The 16,007-nt window shown below is 34.9% G+C and carries 11 protein-coding genes and 1 pseudogene; 4 read left to right on the forward strand and 8 right to left on the reverse strand.

The features are described from left to right. Positions 1 to 70: 70 nt before the first annotated feature. From ileS to rpsT, 5 genes and pseudogenes are all read right to left on the reverse strand, one after another. Positions 71 to 2,862 (reverse strand): annotated as a pseudogene (gene ileS / locus IPK14_20090) (isoleucine--tRNA ligase). A 101-nt stretch (positions 2,863 to 2,963) separates the two neighbouring features. After that, a complete protein-coding gene (locus tag IPK14_20095; GenBank protein ID MBK7995588.1) occupies positions 2,964 to 3,680 on the reverse strand; it encodes a hypothetical protein in 717 nt (238 codons plus the stop codon). A 32-nt stretch (positions 3,681 to 3,712) separates the two neighbouring features. Beyond that, on the reverse strand, positions 3,713 to 4,123 hold the full coding sequence (locus IPK14_20100; GenBank protein ID MBK7995589.1) for a YtxH domain-containing protein: 411 nt from the start codon (positions 4,121 to 4,123) through the stop codon (positions 3,713 to 3,715). A 197-nt stretch (positions 4,124 to 4,320) separates the two neighbouring features. Continuing rightward, positions 4,321 to 5,217, reverse strand: coding sequence for an alpha/beta hydrolase (locus IPK14_20105; GenBank protein ID MBK7995590.1), 897 nt, complete (start codon positions 5,215 to 5,217; stop codon positions 4,321 to 4,323). A gap of 117 nt (positions 5,218 to 5,334) precedes the next feature. Next, on the reverse strand, positions 5,335 to 5,610 hold the full coding sequence (gene rpsT, locus IPK14_20110; GenBank protein ID MBK7995591.1) for a 30S ribosomal protein S20: 276 nt from the start codon (positions 5,608 to 5,610) through the stop codon (positions 5,335 to 5,337). 197 nt (positions 5,611 to 5,807) lie between these two features. On the opposite strand from rpsT, the gene IPK14_20115 reads away from it, so the two are divergent. The 4 genes from IPK14_20115 to IPK14_20130 all read left to right on the forward strand — a co-directional run bounded on the left by IPK14_20115 (position 5,808) and on the right by IPK14_20130 (position 10,671). After that, entirely contained in the window at positions 5,808 to 7,727 is a 1,920-nt protein-coding gene (locus IPK14_20115) for a histidine kinase (GenBank protein MBK7995592.1), read from the forward strand. A 5-nt stretch (positions 7,728 to 7,732) separates the two neighbouring features. Beyond that, a complete protein-coding gene (locus IPK14_20120) occupies positions 7,733 to 8,512 on the forward strand; it encodes a response regulator transcription factor (protein ID MBK7995593.1) in 780 nt (259 codons plus the stop codon). 78 nt (positions 8,513 to 8,590) lie between these two features. Next, the gene (locus IPK14_20125; GenBank protein MBK7995594.1) at positions 8,591 to 9,640 is read left to right on the forward strand and encodes a hypothetical protein; all 1,050 of its coding nucleotides are present in this window, start codon (positions 8,591 to 8,593) and stop codon (positions 9,638 to 9,640) included. A 5-nt stretch (positions 9,641 to 9,645) separates the two neighbouring features. Continuing rightward, the gene (locus IPK14_20130) at positions 9,646 to 10,671 is read left to right on the forward strand and encodes a hypothetical protein (GenBank protein MBK7995595.1); all 1,026 of its coding nucleotides are present in this window, start codon (positions 9,646 to 9,648) and stop codon (positions 10,669 to 10,671) included. 12 nt (positions 10,672 to 10,683) lie between these two features. On the opposite strand, the gene IPK14_20135 is transcribed toward IPK14_20130, so the two are convergent. The 3 genes from IPK14_20135 to IPK14_20145 form a co-directional block, all read right to left on the reverse strand. Then, positions 10,684 to 11,799, reverse strand: coding sequence for a hypothetical protein (locus IPK14_20135; protein ID MBK7995596.1), 1,116 nt, complete (start codon positions 11,797 to 11,799; stop codon positions 10,684 to 10,686). Further along, positions 11,775 to 12,875: a hypothetical protein gene (locus IPK14_20140; protein MBK7995597.1), complete on the reverse strand. Its 1,101-nt coding sequence runs from the start codon at positions 12,873 to 12,875 to the stop codon at positions 11,775 to 11,777. The genes IPK14_20135 and IPK14_20140 overlap by 25 nt, the downstream gene beginning before the upstream one ends. A 157-nt stretch (positions 12,876 to 13,032) precedes the next feature. Further along, positions 13,033 to 15,999, reverse strand: a complete 2,967-nt coding sequence (locus IPK14_20145; protein ID MBK7995598.1) for a hypothetical protein — start codon at positions 15,997 to 15,999, stop codon at positions 13,033 to 13,035. Between the last annotated feature and the right edge of the window lie 8 nt (positions 16,000 to 16,007).

Consider the following 16,007-nt stretch of genomic DNA (forward strand, 5'->3'; position numbering starts at 1 on the left):
TGTTTGATGAATTGTAACACAGGGATTGCACGATCTTGGCACTAACATGCCATCCCTAAAACCAAAATTTTTAATTAGACCAACCTGCAAGAATATTACTAGCACAACGACCACATACAGTTGGATAATGGGAATCTGTTCCTACAGTCTCGGTAAAATGCCAACAACGTTCACATTTTTGACCGCTGGCTGCTTCTACTTTAACTTGTAGGTCTTCTACAGATTCATCTGCTATTACTTCTGCTTGTGAAGTAATAAAAATAAAATGCAGTTGTGACTGATAAGCTTGTAAAAAGGCTAAATCGTCACCTTTAGCGTGTAATGAAACCTTTGCTTTTAAGGATGAACCACCACCAAAACCACCAGATTCTAAAGCTTTTTTAACTTGATCTCGCACAGCAAAAAGTTTTTCCCATTTAGCTAATAATTCTTTGTCTACTAATGCTTCATCATAGCTAGGAAACTCTGATAGGTGAATGGACGCGCTTTTTGCTGAAGTTTCTGGAAGAAAATCCCAAATTTCATCAGCGGTAAAAGCAATTAATGGAGCAGAAAGTAAAGCTAAAGTTTTGATAACTATATAGATAGCCGATTGAGCAGAACGACGCTCAAAAGATTTTGGGGGATATGTATAAAGTCTATCTTTCAAAATATCAAAATAAAGTGTGGATAGCTCTATAGAACAAAAACTTAGTAATTCTCTATAGCAAACATAGGAAAATCATAGCTATCATAAGCTTGACGAACTTTTTTAATTAACTGCTGAGTTGCTGAGACCGCCCATTTATCGATCTCTAGCATATCGCTAAAGGCTACTGTATCGGTGCTAGGAGAAAAATTAGCTAAATTTCCTAAAGCATATTTAGCAGTATTTCTAATTTTGCGGTAGCTTTCTGAGATGCGTTTAAGTATCTCATCAGAAATACTCATATCTTCTGTATAATCAATACTTGCGGCCCAAAGTCTAAGAATATCAGCCCCATGTTGCTGCATTATTTTCCCTGGTTCTAGCACATTACCTTTAGATTTAGACATTTTGTCAAAGTTTTTATCTAAAACATAACCGTGTGTAATACAGGTTTTATAAGGTGAGGAGTTTTGCATCTCCAAACAACAAACTAAAGAGCTATTAAACCAGCCTCGATATTGGTCAGAGCCTTCTAAATAAAGGTCTACAGGGATTGGAAAACCGCGTCGGCTCATCACCATCCAGCTAACGCCTGAATCTAGCCAAACGTCTAAAATGTCCATCTCTTTCTTAAACTTAGTGCTTTGACACTTAGGGCATTTTGTATCTGCTGGAAGCATTTCTTCTATTGGCCGTGAATACCAAGCGTCGGCTGTCTCTTTTTCAAAAATTGTTGCAATGTGGTCAAGTAAATCTGCTGAGATTATTTCTTGCTCACAATCTAAACAATACATTGCTGCAATTGGCGCTCCCCAAGTACGTTGACGAGAAATACACCAATCAACACGATCTACAAACATATTGTGCATTCGGTCATCGTTCCAGGCTGGCTTCCAATTAATTTCTCTAATTGTTTTTAATGCACGTGCGCGTAAATTGGTTTTATCCATAGATATAAACCATTGTGGAGTAGCACGAAAGATTACAGGTTTATTACATCGCCAGCAATGCGGATATTCATGTTCATAATCTTCATGCTTAAGTAAAACATTTAATTCTTTTAATAACTGGACAATTTCTTTATTGGCAGCAAAAACTTGCTTATCAGCAAATTTTTCTACATCAGCCTTAAATTTACCTCGATCATCAACAGGGCAATAAACTTCCAATCCATAATGTTTACCAATTACATAGTCATCATGTCCGTGTCCTGGTGCAGTATGGACGCAGCCTGTACCAGCTTCCAAAGTGACGTGATCGCCAAGCATAAATAGAGATTCTCGGTTAATAAATGGATGATGTGCAACCAGTTTATCTAGTTTTGTTCCCTTAAATTGGGCTAAAACCGTTGGTTCGTTCCATCCTAGCTTTTCACTTACACCTTTTAACATCTCGCTAGCAACAATATAAACTTCCAAGTCAATTTCAACTGCACTATAGTCAAAATTAGCATTAAAAGAGACTCCTAAATTGGCGGGTAGTGTCCAAGGGGTAGTTGTCCAAATAATGACATTAACTTTTTTGCCTGCTAAAGCTTCATCAATGCTTGCAGGGTCACTTTTTAGAGGGAACTTTACATAAACTGATGGGCTAACATGTTTACTACGTTGGACTTCCGCTTCGGCCAGTGCAGTTTTACAATTGATACACCAATGAACAGGCTTAAATCCTCGGTAAACGCTACCTTGGCGAATAAAATTAGCCAAAGCTCTTAAGGTGTCAGCTTCATATTGATGACTCATAGTTTGATAAGTATCTTCCCACTCACCAAGTACACCTAGGCGGGAAAAATCTTGATTCATATCAGCAATATGACGATCAGCAAAAGCACGGCAACGTTTGCGAATTTCTAAAGCTGAAAGGTCTTGTTTCTTTAGACCTGCTTTTTCAAGTTCTTCTTCTACCTTTTTTTCTATTGGTAGTCCGTGACAATCATAACCAGGAATATAAGGTGTGTCATAGCCCATCATAGCGCGAGATTTTACAACAAAATCTTTTAGCAACTTATTAAGAGCCGTTCCCATATGAATCTTGCCATTAGCATAGGGTGGGCCATCGTGTAGGTTAAAAATTGTTCTACCTGCGCGAGACTCACGCAATTTTTTATAAAGGTCTATCTCTTTCCATTTTGCTAGACGGGCCGGTTCAGCCTGTACTAGATTTCCTTTTTGTGGAAAATTATTATCAGGTAAATTTACAGTTGATTTTAAGTCACTTGGAGCTTGTGTTGACATTTCTTAAATCCTCACTTTATTTTCATAGAAAATAGAAAAGCACCTGAACTAACGACAAGCGTTATCAGGTGCTTTAGTGCTGGCCCACCATTGGCCCGCGATTAAATGAACATTTCTTCGTCTTGATATGCTTCATCAATTTGTTTGCGCTCTTGAGCAAACAGAACCCCTAAAAATGTCTGTACAGCAGAAAGTACAGCAGAAATTTCATGAATTGGTTTAAGAACTCCAGTTTGAACCATTTCTGCTGTTTGGTCTAATCTATCAGTTGTGCGTGTCACCATTTTGTCTACACGTTGAACTTGTAGGTCTGTACGCTCTCTTATACTACCAACCAAAACACGCATTTCTTCAGCTTCTTCTTTAGTTAATTGAGCTAGTTCTTGAGTTGTAGTTTTAATTGCTGCTAAACAGCTTTCAGATTCAACTTTGATAGTTTTGGCTGCTTCTTTAGTTAATTGCGCTGTCTCTTTAGCTAATTGGGTAGCTACATAAGCTTCTGCCAAAATAGGCTTAGCTAATACTAACAACTCATTTATTTGTTCCATTGCTGGACGTGCAGCAATAATTAATTTATGAGTTTCCTCTAGTATTGGTTTACCTTCTGTTTGCAAAAGTTGTAGTTTTTGACGAGCATCTTCTAAAAGTGGCTCTGTGCGAGATTGTAGGCGTTTTAAGTTTTCTTCTACTTTTGCTTGCATTAATGTTGCTTGTGCCATTAGTTGTTTAGACACAACATATAGCTTAAATACTGCAACTAGCAGTACAACAGTAAACATTGCAATAGTAGTAATTAGTATTAACTCTAAATAATTCACCGCCGTAACCCCACCAGGTTTAATTTTTCAGTTTAGCTTTCTTCTGATGATTCAACTAAAGCTGCATTGGCTTCTGCTTCAGCGGCTGCGGCAGCCTTTTTTTCCTGATAAGCACGTTTGCCAGCTTCAATAGCAGCAGCAACACGATGCTTTTGATCAGAAATAACGCTACGACCAGCTTCTACTAAACCAGAAGTTTTTTCTTTGCTTAATCCATAAAGCTCATTTGCTTTTTCTCTACTGCTACTATAAACAGTGGAAGCTTTTTGACTAATAGTTTTAGCACTAGTATTAGCGTAGTCTATACCACGCTTAGTTGCTCCAGAAATATCTTCACGTAGTTCACGCCCAGCTTTAGGGGCAAAAAGTAAAGCTATAACTGCTCCCACTCCAGCACCGACTAAAAAATAACTAAGTTTGGAGCTAGTATCGTTGTCGCCCATTGTTACAACCTCCTAAAAGAGTATGGTAGTTTTTGTTTTATTTGCGACTTTAGAAATTATGACTAATCGCATAACATTTTCTTAATGATCTTAATTAATTGAAAAGCAATGTCCAATATACATCACAAGGGTAATCTCATCAAGGCAGAGAGACAGACTTAACAGCAGATTTGATTTTTAACTATAACTAAAATAACTTATTTATTTAATGATAATTCTTTTATAAAGATTTCAATATCTTTATACCAAAGATTTGGATTTTCAATTACTAAATGCCCATTTAGATTTTTATCTAAAGAGTAAGTAAGAAATTTTCCTCTACCTCCAGCTTTTATAAATTCATCAAAATTTTTACGACTATGTTTAGTGCTATAAAATGGATCATTCTTACCATAAAGCCAAAGTGTAGGTTCTTTAAAAGCCGCTCCACGCTTAAATGTAACAGTATTAATTGCTTCTGAATTAGGGCATTGGTCAGACATCCAGCCACCAACAAAATTAATAGCTCCTTTAAAGATATTTGGTCTTGTGCCAGCATAGGCAATTGAAAGAATACCACCGCGAGATTGACCAGCAATTATCATTTTATTTTTGTCTACATCTTTGTAAGCTTTTAAATAATCAACAACTTGATCAATATCGGCTAAGGCGCGTTCAACACCTGCTAGCGACAAATCTGGAGAACAAGAATATTGTGAGCGATCTTTTTCAAATCCTTCATCATAAAGCCCATCAGAATTTCCTCTCCCGCGTCGTTGAGGAAATACCACTAGCCAACCTTTTTCACAAAAAAAATCAACAATTGCTTTATTTGTATAAGTTTTAGTAAAAATTTGTGGATTATCACCTCTTCCAGTTGAACCATGATTAAAAACTACTGTAGGAAATGGCCCTTTTCCTAGAGGACGAAAAACTACTATTTCTAAACTAATGGCTTTACCATTTTCAATAAATTTAGTTGGAATTTTTTCAATAAGCTTTTCTTGAGCTTTAGTATTTTGTACAAAAAAAATTAGTAGTGTTGAAATTAATATAATTAAATTAATAGATAAGAGATGTTTAGTTTTACTTTTAGCAAAGACATATTTCTTCATAAATTTGCTCTAAGAAAACAAAAAGACAGCAAAACTTTTACTGTCTTTTTTGAAACTTATTTATTTGGAAACTAACAGAGTAACAAAAGCTGAATAATTAATTTATTACCCTATAGGTTAGGCAGCCTTTTGAGTCATAGTATTAACTCTAATTGTTAGGCGAGATTTATAACGAGATGCTGCATTGTCGTGAAGAACACCTTTTTTAACTGCTTTATCTAAAACAGAAACTATTTTTGGTAGTAATTGTGTAGCTTCTGCTTTGTTACCTGCTCCTATGGCAGCACGTAATTTTTTTAGCTCTGTACGCATTTGGCTACGATTACGACGGTTTACTAATGTACGACGTTTAGTTTGACGATCTCGTTTTTCCGCAGACTTATGATTTGGCATTACTAAAGAAAACTCCTTCTTTGCTATATTTAATAAATTAAAAATAACTTTTGTCTCTGTTTAACAAATAGCTACTTTGATTGAACTCTTTATTTTAGACAAGCGAGAAATATAACGAGACAGCTTGACTCTTGTCAAGGTTTTAAGGCAGAAATCTTATTTAAAACTAGTTCTAAGCTAAATAGGTTTAATAAAAAATGAATGCAAAATCTGTTGCTATATTAATTAATCTACTAGGTTTTGTTACAGGAGCAACTCTTTATGCAATGCTTTTAGTAATGGTATTTGGAACGCTAAATTTTAGGGTAAAGAGAAAACAAACCTTAGCTAATTTATCTAATAATAAATTACTGCTTCTAACAGCAATCCTTGGATTTTCTTGGAATATAGGAGCAGTTGCTATTTATGGGCTTCCTGATCTAGGCATAGATAATACTTTTCCTTGGTTAATTGCAGCATCGTTTACTACATTAGGATTTTTACCTGCTGTTGTTGTTCACCTAATATTACTTAGTAATTTAGAAACAAATCAAAAGTTAGCTAGAAAATTTATTACATTTACTGCTTATTGCTTAAGTGCTATTGCAGGATTAATGCACTTTTATGTAACTTTTATTAATGAATCTACCCCATCACATATTGCATTACATATTTTAACTTTTGGATTTGGTAGCTTAGCCATAGCTTTGATTTTTTTAACCCATAAACAACCTGGTTGGCAAAGAGCCTTTTGGATCATAGGTTTAGCCGTGTTTTCTGTTTCAGCTTTGCATTTAAGCCACCATGACGCAGAAAGTTACCCTTGGTGGCTAGAAATGATCGGCCATCATGCTTCACTTCCCCTAGTCATAGCTATTCTTTATCAAGATTATCGTTTTGCTTTTGCAGATATTTTCTTAAAACGTACTATTTCTTTAGTTTTATTAGTAGTAATTGTCTTTAGTGCTTATATGGCTGTTTCGCCTCTACTAGTTTTTGGTAATAGCAAAGAAGCCGAACCTTTAACTATTAGCTTACTGTTAGGTTTGTGGGTTGCTACAGCTTTGTTTTATCCTAAACTACGTCAAATGGTTGTTTGGTTTGTTGATACAATTATTCTAAAGCGGGCCGATTACGATAATTTAAGAATAGAAATAGCCAGAACAATTGCAGGTTATGAAACGCCAGAAGAAATTCTTTCATATATTTGTAAGGTATTAACACCTGTTTTAAGTGCTAAACAAGTAAGTTTTTTTTTAGAAGATGCTTCATTAGGAAACCATACTTTGACTATGTTATTTCCTACTACGGAAATGCCTCAATACTATTTGGTGATAGGTGAATTAATAGGTGGACGACGGCTTTTGTCTGATGATTTGGAAATGTTGGAGGCTGTTGTTTTAATGGTTGCTAGGCGAATTGATGTTGTTAGAGTTGCTCATGATCGTTGCAAAATTAGTTTACGTGAGCAAGAAATTAGCAAGCTAGCAACAGAAGCTGAACTACGTGCTTTAAGGGCGCAACTTAATCCACATTTTTTGTTTAATGCACTAACGACTCTTGGCTATTTAATTCAAACTGCACCAGATAAGGCTTTTGAAACTTTGATGCGTTTAACAGGGTTGCTTCGTGGTGTTTTGCGTCGTTCGGCGGGTGAATTTGCAAGCGTTGGTGAGGAAATAGAGCTAATTAAAGCTTATTTGGATATTGAAAAAACACGTTTTGAAGAACGCTTACAAGTTAAAATCAATGTTGAAGAGGGCTTAAATAATATTCGTATTCCTTCTTTACTAATACAACCATTAGTAGAAAATGCAATTAAACATGGAATTACACCTGCTAAAGATGGTGGAGAAATAGCGATCACAGTTGAAAAATGTTTTGATGAAAAAAAAGCTGAACAAATAAAAATTATTGTTCAAGATACAGGTCAAGGTGTTAGTGAATTTGATTTGGCACGAGGACGAAAAAAGGGTGTAGGTTTAGTCAACATTGAGCGACGGCTAAAATGTCATTATGCAGATGAGGCAATTTTAAAAATTAAAAGTGAGTTAAACAAGGGTACAGCTATAACTGTTAGTTTACCGCTTATTGCACAAACAAATATTAATAGCGAGCTAAAAACGGCTAAAGGTTAAAAACTATGTCAACGTTACGAGTATTAGTAGCAGAAGATGAACGACCAGCTAGATTATTTTTAATATCAATGCTAAATGCCTTTGAAGATGTAAAAATTGTTGGTGAGGCTTCAAATGGTAGACAAGCCTTGGAACTTATAGAACAAGAGCAACCTGACCTTGTACTACTAGATTTGCAGATGCCAGAGCTAGATGGTTTATCAGTAGTTAAATCACTTAAAAAAAATCAAATGCCGCTAATTGCTTTTGTTACAGCTTATGATGAATATGCTGTTCAAGCTTTTGAAATTAATGCTATTGATTATTTATTAAAACCAGTGGCTCGTGTGCGGCTACGTGAAACTATAAACCGCGCACAAGAGCGACTTGACCGGGCAGATTTACGAGCAGAGGAAACAAATAATTTAGAGGAAGCTATCAAAGATTATGAAACAGTTAGTCAGCAACCTAGAATTGATCGAATACCTGTACGCCAAAAGGATGAAATAATTATTGTTCCTGTAAATCAAATAGCTTCAATTATTGCTGATGGAGAGCTTTTACAAATTACTACTAATCGAAATGAAAATTACTGTATTAACCATAGACTTAAGGATTTAGAGCTAAGGCTAGATCCTGCAAAATTTGTTCGTCTAGGTCGAGGTGCTTTAGTAAATATTGATATGATTAGCCGTATTCATCAAATGCCAGGCGGCACCTACACAGTAACACTTAATAACAACCAACAAATTAAAGTTAGCCGACTGCAATCTCGGTCATTAAAAGAAAGATTATTGAAACTATAACAAATGAACCTTCCTAAGTAGTTTATTGTTTAACCATACGATTTGATTTTTACTTTCTTGGGCTTTAGCTAAATAATTATGAAAATTAGGGTTAAACATTTACTAATAGGATTTGCAAGTATTATTTTAATTTTGCTAGCAGTTGGATTGCTTACTTCAACACACTATAGGTATACAACTAAGCGAATATTAAATAAAAGCTCTATCCAGCTAGCATCTTTGCAAGGTGCAGTTCCACAACCAGTAACTTTGCAAGGAAAATTAAAAGGCAAAGGTGCTTTTAGTGAAACCATAAAAGGTGCTTCCATTTCTGCAATAGAAACGACCTCTGGCTATGGTGTTAGTAGTGACAGTGAAGGAAATTTTTCTCTACCTCACCTTACTTGGTATCCATCAGCAACTTACACACTTATTGTTAGCAGTAACTTAGATCAATCACGAATTTTTCATTTAAGAATGCCTGATGAATGTCCAAATTCATTAATTATTGATTTAGGAGAACTTTCTTTTGAACAAGGAATTGAAATAAGCAAAAAAGAACTTCCTATTCGCTATTTAAGATTTGAGCGTGAAAACTACCAGTTTTATAAAAACATTTTTGATGAGCAAACAAAAAATGCTAAAAATGACCATGAAAAATCTGACCTTATAAGTAATTACATTAGCACTAGATATAATCCTAAAGAAGATGCTTGGAGTTTTTATTCTGCACGAGAAATTATTGAACGAGGTGCGCCACATTGTAGCAATCTTGCTTTAGCAATGGCCGCAGTTATGGCAGCAGGCGGTTATCCAAGTCGAACAATCCACACTAGCGACACACCAGATTATGCACACACTCATGTTGCTGTAGAAGTTTTTTATGATGGAGGTTGGCATTTATATGACCCTACTTATGGAGTTTTTTTTCTTAATGATTTTGGAGAGGTCGCTAGTTATAAGCAGTTAAGATTGTCCCCTGAATTAATCAAAGCAGAAGCCTTTAATCAATTAAAACCTGATATGACAGAATATATTATGCAATGGATGCCAGGACTCTATAGTTCAGGTATTCATCAAAGCTACCAAACAGACGATGTTTTATTTGCGGAGTCTAACACCTCAATCAATATAGCTTTAAATAGGTAAAATTTATGAAAGAATGGCTAAAAAGATTTAGCATTGTCCTAAGCTTATTTCTAGTCCTATCTGTCTTATTGCTCTTTCCTGGACTACCTTGGTCTGCTCAATGTAGTCAATCAATAAGTAAGGCTGCTAATAAACTATTTTTGGAACTTTGGATTTGGCGAGGAATTAAACCACAAAACTTAAAGCTTGCTGGAAAAATTATAAAAAATAATCAAGAAATAAATGGTGTAGAAATAGAATTGCTTAACTCTGATTCTGGTTGGGCAGCAATGACCAATGAAACAGGGGATTTTTCTTTACCTTTTGTTAAATGGCATCCACATAGAAACTATACTTTACTAATTACGCTTAATGATTATCAAAGTAGACAAATAACAATTCCAGCACCAAAAAATTACCCTAAAGCAGGAGTTTTAGAACTAGGTACAATTGAATTTGAAAAAACTTTTAATATAGCTGATGTAGAATTACTTAAAAATATAAGCCTGCTTACATTTGATAAACAAAATCAAGCTTATTACCAGGAGATCTTTGACAAATTAACTGCTCAAGCAAAAACAGATGAAGAAAAAATAAGCAATATTTGCCACTATGTTAATAGTAAATTGCTTTTACCTGAGACAGATAATAATGAGTCAATTTATTTTACTAAGTCATCTCCAAAACAAATACTTGAGAGAGGAAGTCAATATTGTGGGAATTTAGCTTTAGCAATGATGACAATTGCTGAAGCAGGGAACTATAAAACTAGGCTTATAGATTTAATAGATGAAAAATCTTTATCTATTTCTCATACAGTTGTAGAAGTATTTTATCAAGATCGATGGCATGTTTATGATCCTGTTACTGGCAATGCGGTAAAAGCTAACTCTAAGCGAGTCTTAAGTTATAAGGAAATAAAATTAGATAAAACATTTTATAGTGCAAATGAAATGCCTAAGCATTTATTTAAGATTGCTGCTGATAAAGATTGGAGTAATCAGTTATATAGCGATAATTTTCATCATTATTATTACTTTAGGGAAAAATAAATAACTTTTTGACTAATTTACTTCTTTTAAGAGATTTACAGTAACTTTTTCACCATCATTTATTTGTTGATTGGATACTCTAACACTAGCTATAGCTTCATCTGATTTTAGTATATAAGGATTTGCAAAAACTCTTGTTCTGCTATTTTGTTCTGTAGCATAGGGAACAACTAAACTAAAATTACCTTCAGCATCTGTTCTAGTGCTAATACTATAAGGAATACGACGATTGTTATTAGTTTTTAATTCTGTGCTAATTGTAATTAAACTATCAGCCTTAGCTTTTCCTCTTATATTAACACCTTCAACAACTTCAAATATTTGGCAACTAGGCACTTCAACACCATAAATAGTTGTAGTTTCATCCGTTTTATAAACTAATCTAAAATTACTTACATCTGATAACGTAGCTCTAGTTTCTTTTGAATTATAGAGCAATAGCTGCCCATAAATACTATCGTAAAATAAATTACCAATTATATCTTGGTTTGATGCAGGGATTTCATTGCCAGCTATTTTTAATAGATAAGCAAAATCATCAGGAGTAACAAAAATATATTTTAGTTTTCGCTCTTTAATTGATTTTATAGCTGTTTTGGGAGGTTGGACAAAAATCTTTGCTGAATCATAAACGGCAGTCTCAAAAAGTAAAGGTGATGAAACCGTAGGCCGTTCAGCAAAATAAACTAGCCAATGTCCTATGCTCCATTCATTAGCTAGCACTCCATAGCTAGGCTGGGTTGAATTTATTGGATGACTATAATTTTTTAACCAAATAAAACTCTCATACAAAGAGAAAAAATTACGGTTTGCTATAACTACCATTGAACTAGAATAATTTAGTCCTGTTACTGAAGGCAATATCATTAATATAATAGCTAAGGTAGTTAATATTTCTCCAAGTCTTTGTTTAGGCAAATAATTTTTAGCAAATAACAAAGCTTCTTTAGCTAAAATAGCACTACCTAAAACAAAAGGCACTGCTAACAAAACTCCAAAACGCATATGAAGCAAGGTAAGCGTTACCATAATTAGTAAACTTGTTCCAATTAAAAGGGCTGATTCCTTACGTCGTTTTGCTAGTAAAAATATTGTTATTGGTGTTAAAAAAGAAAGCCTGAATGCCAAAATAATAAACTGCTAAAACTGTCTGATAGGAGCGAGCGGTTTTCCCTAATAGATGTTGCTAGAACATTGTCACCTTGAGTAGATGTTATTTCTAAGAAAAATTCATTAATTAAACTAAAATTAAATTTTAAGCTTGAAAAAGCAGCAATTGTTAGAATAACTAAAGTTATAGATAATGAAAGTTTTTTTTGCCAAGTTGCAATTGAAGCTAAAAAAATTGTAAGAGCTAAACAACCTAACCAACTACAAGCAAGAAGCGGACTAACTCCATTAGGCTCAAAATAGTTAGTAAAAATAAATGGTAAAAATATTATTGTGTTAGTTAAAAATATTACTAAAGTAGTTTGTAAAATTACCTGCCGTCTTTCACTAGTTGCTAATAGATAAGCAACTGCCACATACACAACATGCATTGCTGCTACCAGTTGCAATTCTGTTGTCCACGTAGAGCCTAAAAACACCATTAAGCTTGATGAAATTTGCCAAAAGAGAGGTTTTTCTTGGGAATTGCTAGCTTTTAAGTAAGTTAGCCAGAAAGCAGCCTGAAAAATAGGCGCAAGGAAATGATGGTCAAGATTACCTATTTGCGAATAATGAATTGTTAAAGGAATCAAAGCACTAAGTATTGCTGCTAAAAAGGCTGTAAATTGATCCGCTATTTCTTTGCCAATTAAGTAAATTATTAGTGGCAACAGTCCACCTATTATTGGTGGAAGCAATGCCCCAATAGCCATTATTAGCCAACTGTCAGCTTGTCCAAACGTTAAAACATAAATTATAGCTGTTATCAATATATCGAATAGATAAGGCCAATGAACAAACAGCCCTGAAGGATAATTTAGGTATAAATCTTTATCTGGAACATGAGGAAAATTAGTAAAAGTAGCTAGTATTCTTCTTAGGTGTAAATAAGGGTCTGAGCCACATAAAAAAACCTGTCCATCGACAAAGACCCCAGCTAAATTATACATTCTAGGTATAATTGCCAGGGGCCAAAGAAGTAACCAAATTGGAGATCGCTGTTTGTTTACAACTAGTTCATTAACTTGAGGTTGTTCAATGTTTGATGAAACCATGTTTTTTAAAGCCCTACAAACTTAATTAATAGATTATTCCACCTAATAGATAAAAAACTTGGTGCTTTGTTAGTAGGCTTTGAATTTTATCTTGAACCAACCTTTAAATAATAGTTGATAGAACGGATAATAAATTTTCTTAGAAAAACTAATAAATCTACTCAATCATAAGCATTAATGTTCCAGTTTTAGCGCGGCCTTGGCTATCTGTAGCAACAAAATTAAGTAATTGTTTTCCTAAAGGAGCTTTTTTCTTAATTTTTAATGAAAATTCTGCATTATTTCCTTGGGTTGATAAAGACGCAGGTTTGGCCTTAATTTTAAGTGTTTTAAGCATATTAGCATCAGGAATAATAGTTATATTTTCGCTAAAGCCACCGCTACGAATTATTCTAACTACTGCTGTTACAGTTTGACCGCGTTTAGCAGTTAAAACGGTAAAACCAAAATCTAAGCCAAAATCAGGAACGCTAGTCATTTCAATAGCAAAATTTTCATCGCTAATATCTATAGTTCTGTTATTAAAACTATCAATAGCTGTGATACGAATTCGAGCTTGAGAGCTTGTTATTAAAGGCACAGACCAAATAAATTCTTGGGTTGTGCCTGCTAGACCATTAGCAATAGATACTGGGAAAGTCGTCCCTCCATCGGTTGATAGCTCAATGTCATGGCTAGTCACCCCTACATCATCATCAGACACCCATTTAATAGTAAATGGGCTATTGTTAGTTACTTTTTCGCCTCCATTAGGAGTTGAAACTGTAATGGTTGGGGCAGATGCGTCGATAAGAAGTTTTAACTGATAAATACCACGTCCATGAGTAGCAGCTTGCAAAATGCCTGTTTTTGTATTGATTGCAAGGTCAAAGACACTTACAACAGGCATTCCAGCTATTAATTGCCAATTATTTCCACCGTCTAATGTTTGAAATACTCCAATGTCAGTTCCAGCAAAAAGATTACGAGCGTTAACTGGGTTAATTACAAGCGCGTTAGTTGGGACATCCGGTAAATTACCACTTATATCTTGCCATTTATTTCCTCCAGAAGTGCTTTTAAAAACGTGTCCAGACTGAAAGCCTCCTAAAGACACATAGACAATATTTGGTGAAGTAGGATCAACTACTACATCAAAAACATAACGAGTAGGCAAATTGTCAGTAACATTTTGGAAAGAATTACCATTTTGGCTAGCAAAAACTGCTCCATCTGATGAACCTGTATAAATGCTATTTGGGTTGTTTGGAGAAACAGCTATTGCAGAAATAGCTGCTCTAGGGATTCTATTGGTAAGTGTATTGCTAATAGGTTGCCAAGAATCTCCTCTATTTTCAGTACGATAAAGCCTTGAAGTTCCATAATAAAGCCTACTTTGATTATTAGGATCAATAATAAAAGGAGAATAGAAAAGCACATCGTCGCTAGGGTTTAAGCCTTCATTAGCACGTCGCCAAGTGCCTAGTCTACCGTTACTTTCTGAGCGAACTAGAGTTATTGCAAAGCCAGTTAGACTAAAATAGGTGTGATACATTATGTTTGGACTGTCTTGGTCTATAGCAGCAAATCCGCCATCTCCATCATCGGAGTGTTGCCAAAGCGGATCGCCTTGATAAAGGTTTGTGCCATTGTCTTGAGTACCACCTAAAGAAATATTTGTATTAGTTGGATGTAGAGCGATACTTTGAAATTGAGTGATATTTAGAGCAGCATTAATGTTATTCCAAGTTTTTCCATCGTCTAATGATGACCAAACACCTCCATCATTACCAATATAAATTTGTTTACCTTCGGCAGAACGGTTTATTTGAATTGCGTGGAAATCTGGGTGCATACTGCTAATTGAGGAAATATCTATCCAACTTTGGCCGCCATTTGTTGAGCGATAAAGTGCGACACCTCCATAGTAAACAGTATCTGGATTATCAGGATCAACAACAATTCTGTTGTCATAAAAACATTGGCAAATATTTCCAAAACCGCTTTGAGGTGGGCGCGAAGTTGCACGCCAAGTGTTTCCAGCATCAGTAGATTTATAAATATCTAGTAAATCTCCTGTTCGAGAATTTCCCGCAGAAGCATAAACAATATTTGAATTACTTGGAGCAATGCCTATATCAACACGACTTACTTCTTGAGTTGGTAAGCCTCCACGAACCATAGACCAAGTTTGACCAGCATCGGTTGACTTAAAAACCCCAATATTAAATATAGAAGCAAAAAGTATAGAAGAATTGCTTGGATCCATTTCTATATCAACAGCCGAAGCAAAAACTGATTCACCTACTTTTAAGACATTTGTCCAGTTTACTCCACCATCAATGGATTTATAGATTCCCGAAGTACCTGCTTGAGGATTTCTGGAACGATTACCTCCAACAGCATTAGCAATTGAGGCATAAAGAATTTTTGTATCTCGTGGATCTATAAGTAAATTGCTAAAAGAAAGCCCTAAAAAAGTACGATTTGCTAAATTAACCCAAGTCTTTCCTCCATCAGTTGATTTAAGTATTCCCATACCAAAAAAAGAGTCACCCGATAAATTACCTTCACCTGTTCCAACATAAATAATATTAGGATTAGTTGGATCAAGAGCAACTGCACCTACTGCTTGAGTCGGTGCATCATCGGTCATAGGTTGCCAATTTTGCCCAGCATCCGTAGTTCGCCAAACTCCGCCTTGAGCCGCACCTAAATAAACTATTTTAGGATCTTCGGGATTAATTGCTATTGAGGTTACACGTCCACTTACTTTGTTACGATTGCCAAATGTTTGTCCATTATTAATTGGGGCCGGGCCAATAGCAGTAAATTCATTAGTAGCAGCTTTTTTCTCTAAGTTAGGCTGGTTTTTCTTTACATGTTCAAGGGCTTTTTCTCGCCAATCCAAAGGAAATATGCCAAAAGGAAATGTTCGTTGGTTAGAAAAATGTAATGCTCGTAGTTTAGGTTTATCTAAATGCTCAGTTTTTCCTTTGGAAACACTAAGTTGATGTTTGCCAGGAGTTATTTTTTTAACTTTTTTAGGGTTGTTTGATTTTTGTGCTGTTACTGTAAGCTGTGTAAATACAATAAGTAATAAGGAAATAAATAAATAAATACTTATATTATAAACTTTAGACATTTAACTTT

It is taken from the genome of Blastocatellia bacterium (assembly GCA_016713405.1).
Classification (GTDB): domain Bacteria; phylum Acidobacteriota; class Blastocatellia; order Chloracidobacteriales; family JADJPF01; genus JADJPF01.